Origin of the sequence: Flavobacterium cutihirudinis, assembly GCF_003385895.1 — a bacterium.
GTDB lineage: Bacteria > Bacteroidota > Bacteroidia > Flavobacteriales > Flavobacteriaceae > Flavobacterium > Flavobacterium cutihirudinis.
In genome coordinates, this window is the sequence record NZ_QRDQ01000008.1 from 227,684 (window position 1) to 242,300 (window position 14,617).

Consider the following 14,617-nt stretch of genomic DNA (forward strand, 5'->3'; position numbering starts at 1 on the left):
ATCTCCCAAAAATTTAAAAAGTTTGAAAAAAGCAGTCGTAATTTTAATAGTCTTGTTTTCTATTTTCTCATGCAATAAAAAAGAGGAAATAGTAGAAAACAAAATTACCAAACCCAAAACCAAAAAAGTAGAATTCGGTTTTAATTACGCAGACTTTAATGTTGTAAATGATACCATTTCAAAAGGAGATTCTTTTGGATCAATACTTCAAAGTCAAAATATTGGCGACATCAAAGTTCACGATGTTGTGGAACAGGTTAAAGACTCTTTCAACGTAAGAAGTATTCGTTACGGCAAACCTTTTACATTACTACGTTCAAAAAACAAAACTAACAAACTTCAGGTTTTTATCTATCAACCTGATGCTTTGACTTATTATGTTATTGATCTAAGAGACAGTATTGCAAAAGCGTATAAAAAAATTAAACCAGTTACTTTAAAAAGAAAAATTATTGGTGGCGTCCTAAAAACTTCATTATCTGAAACATTAGGAGGAGAAGATGTAGAAACAGCATTGGCTAGCCGAATAACAAAAGTATTTTCTTGGTCAATTGACTTCTTCAAACTTAAAAAAGGCGATCGTTATGGTTTAATATTTACCGAACGTTTTATCAATGGTAAAACATACGACGGAGTTGAAGAGCTTGAAGCCGCTTTTTTTGAATACAAAGGTAAAATCGTTTATGCTTTTCCTTTTGAAAAAGACACACTTTCCGGAAAGGTTGAATATTATGATGATGAAGGAAAAACATTGAAAAACTTTTTCTTAAAAACACCAATCAAATTCAGCCGAATCACCTCGAGATTTACAATGAACAGATTTCATCCGGTTCAACATACCTGGAAAGCGCATAAAGGAACTGATTATGCAGCTCCAACCGGAACGCCAATTTCTACAACTGCCTCTGGAGTTGTTGAAGCCACAGGATATACCGCAGGAAACGGAAACTTTGTAAAAGTAAAACATAACGGAACCTACTCTACTCAATATTTACACATGTCCAGAATTTTGGTTCGCCGCGGACAACGTGTTACGCAAGGACAAACTATTGGCTTGGTTGGTAGCACAGGTTTAGCTTCCGGACCTCACGTTTGTTATCGTTTCTGGAAAAATGGAGTTCAGGTAGATGCGCTTCGACTAAATTTACCAACCGGAGAATCTCTGACCGGAAATGACAAAACGCGTTTCTTTAAACAAATAGAACCTTTAAAAAGAGAATTGGATAGTATTGGCAATTTGTAAGAATAATTATTTATATTCGTTATCGAAAGCTTTCTTAAGTCATTAAAAATGAAAACATTTGAAACCTATAAATAAACTAACTTATGAAATTTAAAACCTTTTTATTTCTGCTCACTTTAGTTGCAAATTTTACTTTTGCTCAAAACAACATCAAAGTAACCAGTAATTACGGAAGCGAAAATAAAGACATTCAGAATTTAATTGATTTTGAAAACATTTATATTGAACAGCTAAATTTTGAAGGGAAAGATCTTATTGGAAAACAATATTCAATCAATCTGCAGGAATTCAAAAACGGAAAATTAATTAGCAAATCTGTGCTTTTTGACGGAGAAGGAAATGATTATTTCAAAATAAAATCAGAGAAAGAATCTCTAAAATTTTTATTTAAAATGACTGACGGAAAGTTAAAAACTTATATTCGGGGTTCTGGTTTTGGAAGCAAAAAATCATACTTCAATTTAAAAGATGACTCTGATCAATATGCGCTAAAAGATTTCTTTGGAAACAAAAAAGAATTAAATTTAGTGGCAAATCAGGAAACCGCAGTATTTGCCATCATAACTCCAACTAAACATGATGACGGATCAAGTTCTTATTGCGAAGTTGTTCAATCTGACATCAAACCTGAAAACCTCGGAACACATTTTAAAATTCCGCACTACTTTCTAGTTACACTACAATTCAAGTAAAATAGGTCATGAAAAATTCACGTCTTAAAACAATTTATCACGAAACTTTTTCTGGTTTAAAATTATTTTACAGAGACACCAATGTTCCGGAAAATTTGATTTCGAATTATAAAATCGGACAGATCATTCAGGAAAAAGGCTTTACAGATATGACTTCTCTTGGCGGAGGATTTTCAGGAAATTTGAGATATTTAATTGCAAGTGCGCATCCTAAAGATTTATCAAAATTTAATCCTGACTCGGCAAAAATTGGTCACTTTCTTTTGGATACAATTACTTATTTTAAAGTTTTGGATATTTATAAAATTGGAGATAAAACTCAGATTTTTCTATTGAACATTCCCGATAATTCTTTGACTCTTTTTAAAAATTCATCTTCAAATCTGGAAGAAGAAATTATTGAAAAGGCAAGAAAAAAATTTAATGGTAAAGTTAATATTGCTTTAATTCCTGAACTACAAACCGAAGACTGGAAAGAAAGAACCAAATCTCCAATTGGAATGAGTGATAACGGTGAATTCTTTTTTGATGATTCTAAGATTAAAGCGGAACCTTTAAAAAGAATTGAAATTAATACCGAAAAGAAAACTATCGAAGTAAATAAAAAACCTTGGTGGAAGATTTGGTAAAAACCTTCCTAACTAATAAAATTTTCTACATTCATATCAATTAATGAAACAGACATTATTACTATTCTCATCAATACTATTATTTGGATGTTCCCACCCAAAAGCTTTTGTTTTAAATGATAAAAATGAAAACAAATATTTTGTTTTAGATTTTATAAACAATGCCTTTGAAAAAAATGCAATTAACAAAGCACCACTAATCGTGATCAACGGAATTCCATTTAAATACAATAAAGATCAAGACACAATTTTATTACCTCTAAAAAAATCAGACATTCAAAGTTTAGATTTTTTAAACCAAAATAGCAGTCGTATCATATATAATGATAAAGAAAATGATGGTGCAATTTTAATAACAACACGAACACAAAACGAGTAACACACATAAAACGTTTTCGTAACTAATTGTTATATAATCGTGAACCACTACCCTTTTAAAAGTTATTTCAGTATTTTTGTGTTTCGGAAAAAACAAACCAAATAATAAAATACAAATGGCTTTAAACACAACAAACCCAACTGGGACTGAAGCGTGGAAAAATCTGCAAAATCACTATAACGCAATTCACGAAACTACAATACAAGAATTATTTCAGCAAGATAATGCACGCGCTGCAAAATTCAACTTACAATGGAATGACTTTTTAGTCGACTATTCGAAAAACAATATTAGTCAGGAAACAGTTTCTCTTTTATTAGAATTAGCAAATTCTATTGGATTAAAAGATGCAATTGCTCAATATTTTGGAGGAGAATTAATTAATCAAACCGAAAATCGCGCAGTTCTTCACACCGCTTTACGTGCTCCGGAATCGGCAGTAATTAAGGTTGACGGAGAAAATGTAATTCCGGAAGTTTTTGAAGTAAAAAATAAAATCAAAAACTTTACTAACGAAGTTATTTCTGGCGAAAGAAAAGGTTTTACAGGAAAAGCATTTACAGATGTTGTAAATATTGGAATTGGAGGTTCAGATCTTGGACCAGTTATGGCAGTTGAAGCTTTACAATTCTACAAAAATCATTTGAACTTACATTTCGTTTCTAATGTAGACGGTGATCACGTAAACGAAGTAATCAAAAAATTAAATCCGGAAACGACTTTATTTTTAATTGTTTCTAAAACTTTTACGACTCAAGAAACTTTATCTAATTCTGAAACTATTAAAGAGTGGTTTTTGAAATCGGCTTCGCAAGAAGATATTGCAAAACATTTTGTGGCAGTTTCAACTAATATTCAAAAAGTAACCGAATTCGGAATCAATCCAAACAACGTTTTCCCGATGTGGGATTGGGTTGGAGGAAGATTTTCTCTTTGGAGCGCTGTTGGTTTAAGCATTGCTTTGGCAATTGGTTTTGATAATTACAATCAATTATTGGTTGGTGCAAACGAAATGGACGAGCATTTCAAATCGGCAGAATTTGACGAAAATATTCCAGTAATCTTGGCTTTATTAAGCGTTTGGTACAACAATTTTTATGGTGCCGAAAGTGAAGCTTTGATTCCTTACACACAATATTTATCAAAACTGGCTCCTTACTTGCAACAAGCAACTATGGAAAGTAACGGAAAAAGTGTTGGTCGTGACGGAAAACCCGTAAACTATCAAACCGGAACTATTATTTGGGGAGAACCGGGAACAAATTCTCAGCATGCTTTCTTCCAATTAATTCACCAAGGAACAAAATTGATTCCGACTGATTTTATCGGATTCATTAAACCGCTTTACGGAAACCAAGATCATCATGACAAATTAATGTCAAACTTCTTTGCTCAAACAGAAGCTTTGATGAACGGAAAAACTCCGGCACAAGTTCAGGCAGAATTTGACAAACAAGGACTTGCTGCAGAAAAAGCATCATATTTGCTACCATTTAAAGTTTTCACAGGTAACAAACCTACCAATACCATTTTGATTGAAAAATTAACACCAAAAAGCTTAGGTTCATTGATTGCACTTTATGAGCATAAGATTTTCGTTCAGGGTGTAATTTGGAATATTTTCAGTTTCGACCAATGGGGAGTTGAATTAGGTAAACAACTGGCAAACTCAATTTTAGATGAAATCAATTCTAAAGTTGTAAAAAATCACGATAGCTCGACAACATTCTTATTAAATCACTTTTTAAAGAATAAATAAAAGTTTTCTATCATATTTTCAACTCACTGAAACGCCTTGATTTAACAAAAATTAAGGCGTTTTTTCGTATAAACAAGCTTCAAAAAGCCTTTAAAATCACAGTTTAATACAGTTTTTACCTACATATCTATTCAGATTATTATCATTTTAACAAAAAATAGTAGTCGAAATTCAAAATATCTTCAAATAATCTAACGAAAAAAGAAAAAATCATTTTAATGTGCAACACTTTATATAAAACTGCCCTTTCTTAACATTTTGATAACACTATCTGATTAATTTGTTATAATTTTGCCAAAAACAATAAACTAAATAACAAAATGAAGAAAATGAAAAATTGGTTACTTACTGGACTATTTTTTATGATAGTTTCAACCGTATTTTCTCAAGGAAAAGTTACTGGTACAATTACCGACGGAACGGGTTCATTGCCAGGAGCAAACGTAGTGATTAAAGGATCTACTACGGCGACTTCAACAGATTTTGATGGTAAATTTACCCTCAATTCAACAACAGGGACAGGAGAAATTGTTATCTCTTTCCTAGGTTACCAAAACCAAACTGTAAAATTTACAGTAGCAAATGGAGCAACTGCAAATTTAGGCACTATCGTTTTAGTTGCTAACTCAAATGAATTAAGCGAAATTGTTGTAAAAAGCAGCATTATTGACGTAGCAAAAGACAGAAAAACTCCGGTTGCTGTTTCTACAATTAAAGCAGCTGAAATTCAACAAAAACTTGGAACTCAAGAATTTCCAGAAATCTTAAGAAACACTCCTTCTGTATACGTTACTAAATCAGGTGGTGGTTTTGGAGATGCTAGAATTAACATTCGTGGTTTCAACCAAAATAACATTGCTGTTATGATTAACGGTATGCCAGTTAACGACATGGAAAATGGTTCTGTTTACTGGAGTAACTGGGCAGGTTTATCAGATGTAACATCTGCTATGCAGGTTCAAAGAGGTTTAGGAGCTTCTAAATTAGCTACTCCATCTGTAGGAGGAACTATCAACATCGTTACTAAATCTTCTGACATGAAAGAAGGTGGTTCATTCTCTTCTGGATTTGGTAATGCAAGAAACTTCAAAGTTCAAGGATCTTACAACACAGGAAAATTAGCAAACGGACTTTCTGCTTCTGTATTATTATCTCAAACAATGGGAGATGGATATGTTCAGGGAACTCCATTCGTAGGTTCAAACTATTTTATCGCTTTAGGATACACTACTAAAAATGATAAACACGATTTTCAACTTACAGTAACTGGTGCGCCACAATGGCACAACCAAAGATCTACTGCATCTACAATTGCTACTTACCAAAAATATGGTACTCTTGACGATCCAAACATCAGATATAATGCTGACGCAGGATACTTAAACGGAGAAGAATATAACATTAGAAAAAACTACTACCACAAACCGGTAGCTTCTTTTAACTGGGATTACAAAATCAACGAAACTACAAAACTTTCTTCTGTTCTTTACGCATCTATGGGACGTGGAGCAGGTGCTAGTGCAACAGGTGGTGTTGGAGGAAATGTTTACAACAGTAACGTATTCTTAAATGCTGACGGATCTGTAAACTACGACAAAATTCAAGCTTGGAACAATGGTACTGGATCTGTTTTCTTTGACGGAGCTAACCAAACAAGAACTCAAATTGGAGGTGTTTACCAAAATGGTTTCTCTACTGGTAGAACTGGAGCAGGAACTACTGCAGACCCATACAAATACAATACTACATCAGGTATTACACAAACTTCATCTATAAACTCTCATGACTGGTTTGGTGCTTTGATTAACTTAAACAAAAAGTTATCTCAAACTTTGACATTAGACTTCGGTATCGATGCAAGAACTTACACAGGATATCACTTTACAGTTGTTAATGACAGATTAGGTGGTGATGAATTTTATGACAATAGTGTTGCTAGTTTAAAACCAGCAGGAAGACACCTTACAGAAACTTACGCTACAAATGTTCAGTGGAATGTTTTTGACAACAGAGATTACGAAAAAATCTCATTCAACAGTACTGGTAAAGTAAGATGGTATGGAGTATTTACTCAATTAGAATACTCTAAAGATAATTTAAGTGCATTTGTTCAGGGAGCAATTTCTCAACAAGGATTTAAAAGAGAAGATGATTTCGTTTACTTGCCTACAGATCCATTGGCATCTACAGATTACGAAAACATCTTAGGTGGAAACGTAAAAGGTGGAGCTAACTACAACATCAGTGAGAAAAGCAATGTTTACGTTAACGCAGGATACTATTCAAGACAACCATTCTTTAACTCAGTTTATCCTAACAACAGATCTACAGTAAACCCTAACCTTACTAACGAAAAAATCATCGGATTTGAAGCTGGATACGGTTTCCGTTCTAGATACTTTAATGGTACAGTAAACGTTTACAACACAACTTGGAATGACAGATACTTAAAAGGTAACGCTCTTCCAGCAAGTACAACAATCGCTGCAAATACAACTTATACAGAATATTTAGGACTTAACGAAGTTCACTCTGGAATTGAATTTGAAGGAAGCTCAAATATTACTGACAAATTCAAAGTATTTGGAATGTTCTCTTATGGAATTTGGGAATACAAAGGAGATGCAACTGTAAACGCATACTATCAAACAGATAATACTCCAGTTCCTGGATTCACTGGCACTCCAGTATACATGGACAAAGTTAAAGTTGGTGATGCTGCACAGCTTACTGCTTCTTTAGGAGGTTCTTACGAAGTTTTAACAAGAGTAACTGTTGATGCTAGCTACAACTTTAATGATAAATTATATGCTGGATTAAGCCCAACGAACTTCTCTTCTCCAGATAACAAAGGAGCTTTAGAGTTGCCATCTTACGGTTTACTTGATGCTGGTTTATCATACAAAATGTTAGTAGGTAAAGACAAAGATAAATCTGTAAACTTCAGATTCAACCTTAACAACGTATTAGACAAAACTTACATCGCTGAATCTAGAACTAACATTTTTGCTAACGATAACCTTCCTGTTTCTGCTGGACAAACACCAGGATCAAAAGGAACATATGCATCAAATGGAATGCTTTATGATGGAGTTGCAAATGTTAACCAAGTATTCTTCGGATTTGGAAGAACATGGAACTTTAGCTTACGTTACGATTTCTAATATTTAGAATCTAAATAAATACCAAAAACGGCATTGACTTTTAGTTTAATGCCGTTTTTTTTATACCGTTTTTTTCTATATTTGTTTAAAACAAAAAACATAATTTATGGATCACTTTTTAAAAGAACTTCACTCTGGTTGGGCTTACTTAGCATTATTACTTCTTTTAGTTGCTGTAGTGAATGCACTAATCGGCCTCAATTCTAAAAAAGAATTTACTGCCAAAGACCGCAAAATTTCGTTATTTGCCTTAATTGGAACTCATACACAACTTTTGATTGGCCTAGTTCTTTATTTTGTATCTCCTTTAGGGAAAGCAGCTTTCGGACAAATGTCTAATGCTGAACTGAGATTAACTTCATTAGAACACCCATTAATCAACATCATAGCAATCATTCTGATTACTATTGGATGGTCAAAACATAAAAAATTAATTAATAGCGAAGCAAAATTTAAAACATTTGCTATTTTTTACGGATTAGGATTATTGCTTATTTTAAGCAGAATTCCTTGGAACCTATGGTTCTAAAAACCAATTAAAGCCCTGTACAAAGGGCTTTTTTTATCTCGGCATATTATTTGTACAAACTCCCCAAGTCTGAAAAAAAATAACCCATGAGAAATAAAAAAAACGTTATACTCACCTTGCTTACCGCAACTTTTATAAGTTGTTTTACTTATGTTATAAGCCAAACTAAACAAGTTATTGAGCCAAAAACTCAAGACACCCTATCGGCCAAACCAAATATTATTCCCTTACCTACAGATTCTGTATTTACAGATAAAGGACTAAAATTAAAACCTTATAAAAAGAATGCACACGCTTCTTATTATGCAGATAAATTTACAGGACGAAAAACAGCAGATGGAAGCCGTTTTAACAACAATAGCTACACTGCAGCACACAAAAAACTTCCCTTTGGAACTCGCGTTAAAGTCACAAATGAAGCCAATGGGAAATTTGTAATTGTAAAAATTACGGATCGCGGTCCGTTTGTAAGAACCAGAGAAATTGATCTTTCTAAACGTGCTTTTATGGATATTACCAAAAATAAAGGTGCCGGTGCTATGAAAGTAACAATTGAAACAATTATAGAATAAAGAAAAAAACCCGTTCTGAATCAGAACGGGTTTTTCTTTTAAACAAATTTTCTAATACTCATAACAACTCCAGTATGGAGCCCTTCATGAAAATTATTAAATTCTAAAGCTCCTTCAATATTTTTCAGTGTATAGCCCATGCTTGTTGTATATTCCGTGTAGGTAGTAAAAATACCTTTATCAAAATCGCCTTCAGCTTGTTGTAATGTTGACGCGAGAAGCCTTTTTATTTCGTCGGCCTCTTCTTGAGAAACATCTCCTTCTGGCTTTGTGCCTTTTCTATATTTTTCGATAAATTCTTCAGAAACATTTATTGGCAAACCAGACAATTTATAAAGCAAAACTTGCTGTGTTGCAACGCAGTGCGCTGCATTCCAAATGATATTATTGGTAAATCCTTCCGGAACCTTGTTTAACTGTTCTAACGAATGATTGTCTAAAATCTTCAACAGAACTTCTCGAATGGTTTTTTGAACTTCAAAAACAGATTTCATAATTTTATTTTTTTTCTAAAATTAGGCAATTTTAAGCTTCAAATGGATTTTCTTTGTATGTCTAACAAAATTTAGAAAAAATGAACAAAATATACTACCTGGCTTCTTGCGATACTTGCCGAAAAATAATCAAAAGCTTGCCTGAAAACAATTTGGTTTTTCAGGATATCCGACAAAATCCGATTACGGAAGCTGAACTCGAAGAAATGTATAAACTTTCTGGAAGCTATGAAGCGTTATTCAGCAAGAAAGCGCAGCTTTATAAATCAATGGATTTAAAAAATAAAAATCTGGGTGAAAGTGATTTTAAAAAATACATTTTAGAACATTATACTTTCTTAAGTCGTCCGATCTTTATAATTGATGGCAAAATTTACATTGGCAACAGCCAAAAAAATGTAGCAGAAGTTATTAAAGCCTTAAGTTAATTTCGAAATTTCTTTTTTCCGATTGCTCGCGTGAGGGATAGAAGCTGGCTACCGAAGTAGCGCGGATAGCCCGACCTTGTTGCAATAAAAGGGCGAATACTCGCAAAGTAAGTTTGCCCTTTTATTGCAACAAGGTCACGCCCAAATCATCCTTTATGACCAAATAAGATCTTTTTACAATTAGTAAATTCGTCAAAAAAATCAGTAAACGGCTTTTCTATATCACAGAATAGTATTTTACGTCATAAACAGAGCAAACTTTTAATTATCTTTGCGCCTTTATACTCAATTATATGATACAATCTATGACAGGGTTTGGCAAAGCTTCTTTGCAATTGCCTACAAAAAAAATTACGGTCGAAGTAAAATCTTTAAATAGTAAAGGTTTGGATTTAAACGTGCGAATGCCTTCGGTGTATCGTGAAATGGAATTAGGTTTAAGAACCCAAATTTCTACAAAACTGGAAAGAGGCAAAATTGATTTCGGAATTTATATCGAAAGTACTGCCGAACAAACTTCGACTAAAGTTAATGTTCCTGTTGTAAAAAATTATATCGCACAATTGCAAGAAGTTTATCCTGATGCAGATGTAACCGAACTAATGAAAATGGCCGTTCGTATGCCTGATACATTAAAAACGGAACGTGAAGAAATCGACGAAAATGACTGGGAACAAATACAAGTAACGATTAATGAAGCGCTTGAGAATATTTTAAGTTTTAGAAAAGACGAAGGTGCTTCTCTTGAGAGAGAGTTCAACTTGCGAATTGGAAATATTCGTCAATATATGGAGGACGCTTTGGCTCTTGATCCGGAACGCGTTCAGGCGATTAAAGATCGTTTGCAAACTGCTATTTCTGAATTACAGGTAAATGTTGATGAAAACCGCTTTGAGCAGGAATTAATTTATTACCTAGAAAAATTAGATATTACCGAAGAAAAAGTTCGTTTAACAAATCACTTAGATTATTTTCTTGAAACGTTAAACGGAAATGAAGCTAACGGACGAAAATTAGGCTTTATAACTCAGGAAATGGGGCGTGAAATAAATACAATGGGCTCAAAATCTAATCATGCTCAAATGCAAAAGTTGGTTGTGATGATGAAGGATGAATTGGAGAAGATTAAAGAACAGGTTTTGAATGTTTTGTAAAAACGCTGTAAGCTTTAAGCAATAGGCTTTAAGCAAAAAAAACATAAAGTAAGAGAGCTTAAAGCGTAAAGCCTAAAGCCTAAAGCATACCACAATGAACAAAGGAAAATTAATTGTTTTCTCTGCACCTTCAGGATCAGGAAAAACAACTATCGTAAAACATTTATTAGGGAAAGAAGATTTAAACTTAGAATTTTCGATCTCAGCAGCTTCACGCGACCCACGCGGAGAAGAAGAACACGGAAAGGATTATTATTTCATTTCGCTGGAACAATTCAAAAAACACATTAAAGCAGAAGACTTCCTGGAATGGGAAGAAGTTTACCGAGATAACTTTTACGGAACTTTAAAAGCAGAAATCGAAAGAATCTGGGCTTTAGGAAAAAACGTGATTTTTGATATTGATGTTGCAGGCGGATTGCGTATCAAGCATAAATTTCCGGAACAGACTTTAGCGGTTTTTGTAAAGCCACCAAGTGTCGACGAATTAAAACGCCGCTTAAAACAACGTTCTACTGAAAGTGACGATAAAATTAATATGCGAATTGCAAAAGCATCTGTAGAATTAGCTACTGCTCCACAATTTGATACTATTATCAAAAACTATGATTTAGATACGGCTAAAGAAGAAGCGTATCAACTAGTGAAAGACTTTGTTTCTAAATAAGACTAAGAACTAAGTACAAAAAAATGAAAATAGGTCTATATTTCGGAACTTACAATCCCATTCACGTTGGACACTTAATCATTGCCAATCACATGGCAGAATATGCGGGTTTAGATCAGATTTGGATGGTCGTTACGCCACATAATCCGTTAAAGAAAAAAACGACTTTATTAGATGACCAACAACGGCTTCAAATGGTTTTTTTGGCAACAGAAGATTATCCGAAAATAAAACCATCAGATATCGAGTTTAAATTGCCTCAACCGAGTTATACCGTTATTACACTTGAATATCTGAAAGAAAAATATCCAAATCATGAGTTTTCATTGATTATGGGCGAAGACAATTTGAAAACGCTCCATAAGTGGAGAAACTACGAAGTGATTCTCGAAAACCATGACATTTATGTTTACCCGAGAATTTCTGATGAACCGGAAAATATCGAATTAAAATCGCATCCGAAAATTCATGTAATTGATGCGCCGATTGTAGAAATATCTTCAACTTTTATTAGAAACAATATTAAAGAAGGTAAAAACATTCAGCCTTTACTCCCTCCAAAAGTTTGGGAATATATTGATCATAACAATTTTTATAAAAAATAAAAAAGAGCCTGAATTTATAATTCAGGCTCTTTTTATTTTTTTCAAATTTAATTAATTCACCGTAACAGTTCTTTTTTTAGTTGTGGTACATTCTGAACCATCTTTTTTAACCGTAACAGTTGCTACGGCTTCGTAGCTTCCAGCAGCGGCATAAGTATGAGTAACAACAGCTCCTGCTCCTGTACCTCCATCTCCAAATGTCCATGTCACATTTTGCAAAGTGCCAGATCCGGTATACTCAATTGAATAATTCATTAATTTTGGATTAGTAGCATCTGTAGAATTGTGTATCTGTGAATAAGCAGATTCAAAAGTACAATCTACCATAGATTCTTCTGTTTTACTACAAGAAAAACCAATAAATAAAACGGAAGCAACTAATAACATTTTCGAAATTCTTTTCATCTTTTAAATATTTTAGTGGTTTGTTTAACAAAATTAGCGCTTTCTCTGACAAAAAAAAATGATTGAAATCATAATCTATTACCAAAAAACAATTTTAATTCCTTAGAAATGATCTCAAAAAACGAATTCAAATTGCTGTTTTTTGGTGCCAGCAAATACACGAATTCCTCCGGAACATGAAAACTATTCCATAGCAATTGTAGTTTGTTTTCTTTGATGTAATTTCTCGCATTGCAATTCCACGTTGCCGCCACGCCTCCATTTTTAGCTAAAAGTCTGAGCATTTCAGATTCTGAAGGAATAATATAATTCGGGACCATCGATGGCCTCTTTTTATTAAATGCATGTAGCCAGAATAATTTTATATGCGGAATTCTTGCATCATGACTGTACCATTTTTGACCATTAAGCCATTGTTCTATTTCGGTAAAATTATCCGATTTTAATTTCTGACGGAAGTCGGTCGTATCTAAACTTGCTGCTGCCACAAGTATTAATTTAATTTTCCCAACAATTTCATATGTTGTATCAAAAGTGTCAAACCTTTTTGTTGTAATGGCAAAATCAAGTTTTTTCGCATCGACCAAAGCAAAAAGCTCATCATTCTCGGCGAAAGTAAAATCAATTAAATCAAATTTTGAAATTAAAAGATTCCCAATACAGTCAAAAAGATGTCGTGAAACACCAACAGAAATTAATCTATTCGCATCTTCAGCTTTCGACCTGAAACCCGCCTCAACACTTTCGAGCCGATCCAGCGCATCTATTATCAAATTATTGAGTAACTTAGCGTATTCCGTTGGTTCTACGCCTTTTGACTTTCGATTAAACAATTTATTACCAATGTGTGCCTCCAACATAGAAATTTGCTGGCTAACAGCAGGCTGACTCATAAATAACTCTTTTGCTGCAACTGAAAAATTACCATTTTTATAAACAGCTTTAAATGTTCTGTACCATTCGAGATTTACCATGACATAAATTTATTTATAACAAACATAGTTTATTTTATTTTTACTAATATCACTTAAGACGTAAATTTGACAAAAATTTAATCTTATGAAGAAAATAGCATTACTCGCAATAATTGCATTTACAGCTTTAAGCACATCGGCTTTGGCTCAGAAATCAAATAAAAAAAGTATGAAAAAAGTATTATTTGTTGTGACCAGCAATGATAAGCTGGGCAATACAGGAGAAAAAACAGGATTTTGGTCAGAAGAATTTGCTGCGCCTTATTATGAATTATTAGATCAGGGCGTCGAAATTACAATTGCGTCTCCATTAGGAGGGCAGCCGCCAATTGATCCAAAAAGTGCTGATCCATCATCTGCAACTGAAGACACAAAACGTTTTGATGCTGATAAGGTTTTACAAGAAAAACTAAAACACACTTTAAAACTTTCATCAGTAAACCAAAAAGATTATGATGCCGTTTTTTACCCGGGAGGTCACGGACCACTTTGGGATTTAGTTGAAGACAGAAATTCAATTGCTTTAATTGAAGCTTTTTATACCCACAAAAAACCAGTCGCTTTTGTTTGCCACGCACCAGCAGTATTGAAAAACGTAAAAGTAGATGGTCAATATTTAGTAAAAGGAAAAAAAATAACCGGATTTACAAATGAAGAAGAAGAAGCTGTTGGTTTAACAAAAGTGGTTCCGTTTTTATTGGAAGATGCTTTGGCTTCAAACGGGGGAATTTTTTCTAAAGGTCCGAATTGGGCACCATACGCAGTTGAAGATGGACTTTTGATTACTGGTCAAAATCCGGCATCGTCTAAACTAGTAGCAGGAAAATTGCTGCAGAAATTGAAATAAAAGATACTAAGATTCTAAGTTGCTAAGACTCTAAGCTTTAAGTACTTTATAAATTTATAATAATAATAATAATAAT

At 33.4% G+C, this 14,617-nt stretch carries 16 protein-coding genes; 13 read left to right on the forward strand and 3 right to left on the reverse strand.

Annotation, left to right across the window (positions count from 1 at the left end; all coding sequences use genetic code 11):
* Nucleotides 1-22 precede the first annotated feature (22 nt).
* The 8 genes from BD847_RS06840 to BD847_RS06875 all read left to right on the forward strand — a co-directional run bounded on the left by BD847_RS06840 (nucleotide 23) and on the right by BD847_RS06875 (nucleotide 8,967).
* Nucleotides 23-1,243, forward strand: coding sequence for a M23 family metallopeptidase (locus BD847_RS06840; RefSeq protein WP_115887556.1), 1,221 nt, complete (start codon nucleotides 23-25; stop codon nucleotides 1,241-1,243).
* Between the two features lie 83 nt (nucleotides 1,244-1,326).
* Nucleotides 1,327-1,935, forward strand: coding sequence for a hypothetical protein (locus BD847_RS06845; RefSeq protein ID WP_115887557.1), 609 nt, complete (start codon nucleotides 1,327-1,329; stop codon nucleotides 1,933-1,935).
* Nucleotides 1,936-1,943: 8 nt separating this feature from the next.
* Nucleotides 1,944-2,564, forward strand: coding sequence for a hypothetical protein (locus BD847_RS06850; protein WP_115887558.1), 621 nt, complete (start codon nucleotides 1,944-1,946; stop codon nucleotides 2,562-2,564).
* Nucleotides 2,565-2,607: 43 nt separating this feature from the next.
* Nucleotides 2,608-2,943 (forward strand): hypothetical protein, encoded by a 336-nt coding sequence (locus BD847_RS06855; protein WP_115887559.1) that lies wholly within the window; start codon nucleotides 2,608-2,610, stop codon nucleotides 2,941-2,943.
* A 115-nt stretch (nucleotides 2,944-3,058) separates the two neighbouring features.
* Nucleotides 3,059-4,702, forward strand: coding sequence for a glucose-6-phosphate isomerase (pgi, locus tag BD847_RS06860; RefSeq protein WP_115887560.1), 1,644 nt, complete (start codon nucleotides 3,059-3,061; stop codon nucleotides 4,700-4,702).
* 320 nt (nucleotides 4,703-5,022) lie between these two features.
* Nucleotides 5,023-7,866, forward strand: a complete 2,844-nt coding sequence (locus BD847_RS06865) for a TonB-dependent receptor (RefSeq protein WP_115887561.1) — start codon at nucleotides 5,023-5,025, stop codon at nucleotides 7,864-7,866.
* Nucleotides 7,867-7,972: 106 nt separating this feature from the next.
* Nucleotides 7,973-8,395: a hypothetical protein gene (locus BD847_RS06870; protein ID WP_115887562.1), complete on the forward strand. Its 423-nt coding sequence runs from the start codon at nucleotides 7,973-7,975 to the stop codon at nucleotides 8,393-8,395.
* An 86-nt stretch (nucleotides 8,396-8,481) separates the two neighbouring features.
* A complete protein-coding gene (locus tag BD847_RS06875; RefSeq protein WP_115887563.1) occupies nucleotides 8,482-8,967 on the forward strand; it encodes a septal ring lytic transglycosylase RlpA family protein in 486 nt (161 codons plus the stop codon).
* 38 nt (nucleotides 8,968-9,005) lie between these two features.
* On the opposite strand, the gene BD847_RS06880 is transcribed toward BD847_RS06875, so the two are convergent.
* Nucleotides 9,006-9,461 (reverse strand): DinB family protein, encoded by a 456-nt coding sequence (locus BD847_RS06880; protein ID WP_115887564.1) that lies wholly within the window; start codon nucleotides 9,459-9,461, stop codon nucleotides 9,006-9,008.
* A gap of 80 nt (nucleotides 9,462-9,541) precedes the next feature.
* On the opposite strand from BD847_RS06880, the gene BD847_RS06885 reads away from it, so the two are divergent.
* The 4 genes from BD847_RS06885 (at nucleotide 9,542) to nadD (ending at nucleotide 12,315) form a co-directional block, all read left to right on the forward strand.
* Nucleotides 9,542-9,889 (forward strand): arsenate reductase family protein, encoded by a 348-nt coding sequence (locus BD847_RS06885; protein WP_115887565.1) that lies wholly within the window; start codon nucleotides 9,542-9,544, stop codon nucleotides 9,887-9,889.
* Nucleotides 9,890-10,182: 293 nt separating this feature from the next.
* Complete coding sequence (locus BD847_RS06890; protein WP_115887566.1) at nucleotides 10,183-11,043, forward strand: YicC/YloC family endoribonuclease; 861 nt, start codon at nucleotides 10,183-10,185, stop codon at nucleotides 11,041-11,043.
* 94 nt (nucleotides 11,044-11,137) lie between these two features.
* Nucleotides 11,138-11,710 carry a guanylate kinase gene (gene gmk, locus BD847_RS06895; RefSeq protein ID WP_115887567.1) on the forward strand — a complete coding sequence of 191 codons (573 nt, stop codon included), beginning with the start codon at nucleotides 11,138-11,140 and terminating at the stop codon, nucleotides 11,708-11,710.
* 23 nt (nucleotides 11,711-11,733) lie between these two features.
* Nucleotides 11,734-12,315: a nicotinate (nicotinamide) nucleotide adenylyltransferase gene (nadD, locus tag BD847_RS06900; protein WP_115887568.1), complete on the forward strand. Its 582-nt coding sequence runs from the start codon at nucleotides 11,734-11,736 to the stop codon at nucleotides 12,313-12,315.
* A gap of 51 nt (nucleotides 12,316-12,366) precedes the next feature.
* Here the strand turns inward: nadD and BD847_RS06905 are convergent, their stop codons facing one another.
* Nucleotides 12,367-12,720, reverse strand: a complete 354-nt coding sequence (locus BD847_RS06905) for a PKD domain-containing protein (RefSeq protein WP_115887569.1) — start codon at nucleotides 12,718-12,720, stop codon at nucleotides 12,367-12,369.
* A gap of 68 nt (nucleotides 12,721-12,788) precedes the next feature.
* Nucleotides 12,789-13,694: a LysR family transcriptional regulator gene (locus BD847_RS06910; protein WP_115887570.1), complete on the reverse strand. Its 906-nt coding sequence runs from the start codon at nucleotides 13,692-13,694 to the stop codon at nucleotides 12,789-12,791.
* 85 nt (nucleotides 13,695-13,779) lie between these two features.
* Between BD847_RS06910 and BD847_RS06915 the strand changes: the two genes are divergently transcribed.
* Complete coding sequence (locus tag BD847_RS06915) at nucleotides 13,780-14,541, forward strand: type 1 glutamine amidotransferase domain-containing protein (RefSeq protein WP_167443832.1); 762 nt, start codon at nucleotides 13,780-13,782, stop codon at nucleotides 14,539-14,541.
* The last annotated feature ends 76 nt before the right edge of the window (nucleotides 14,542-14,617 follow it).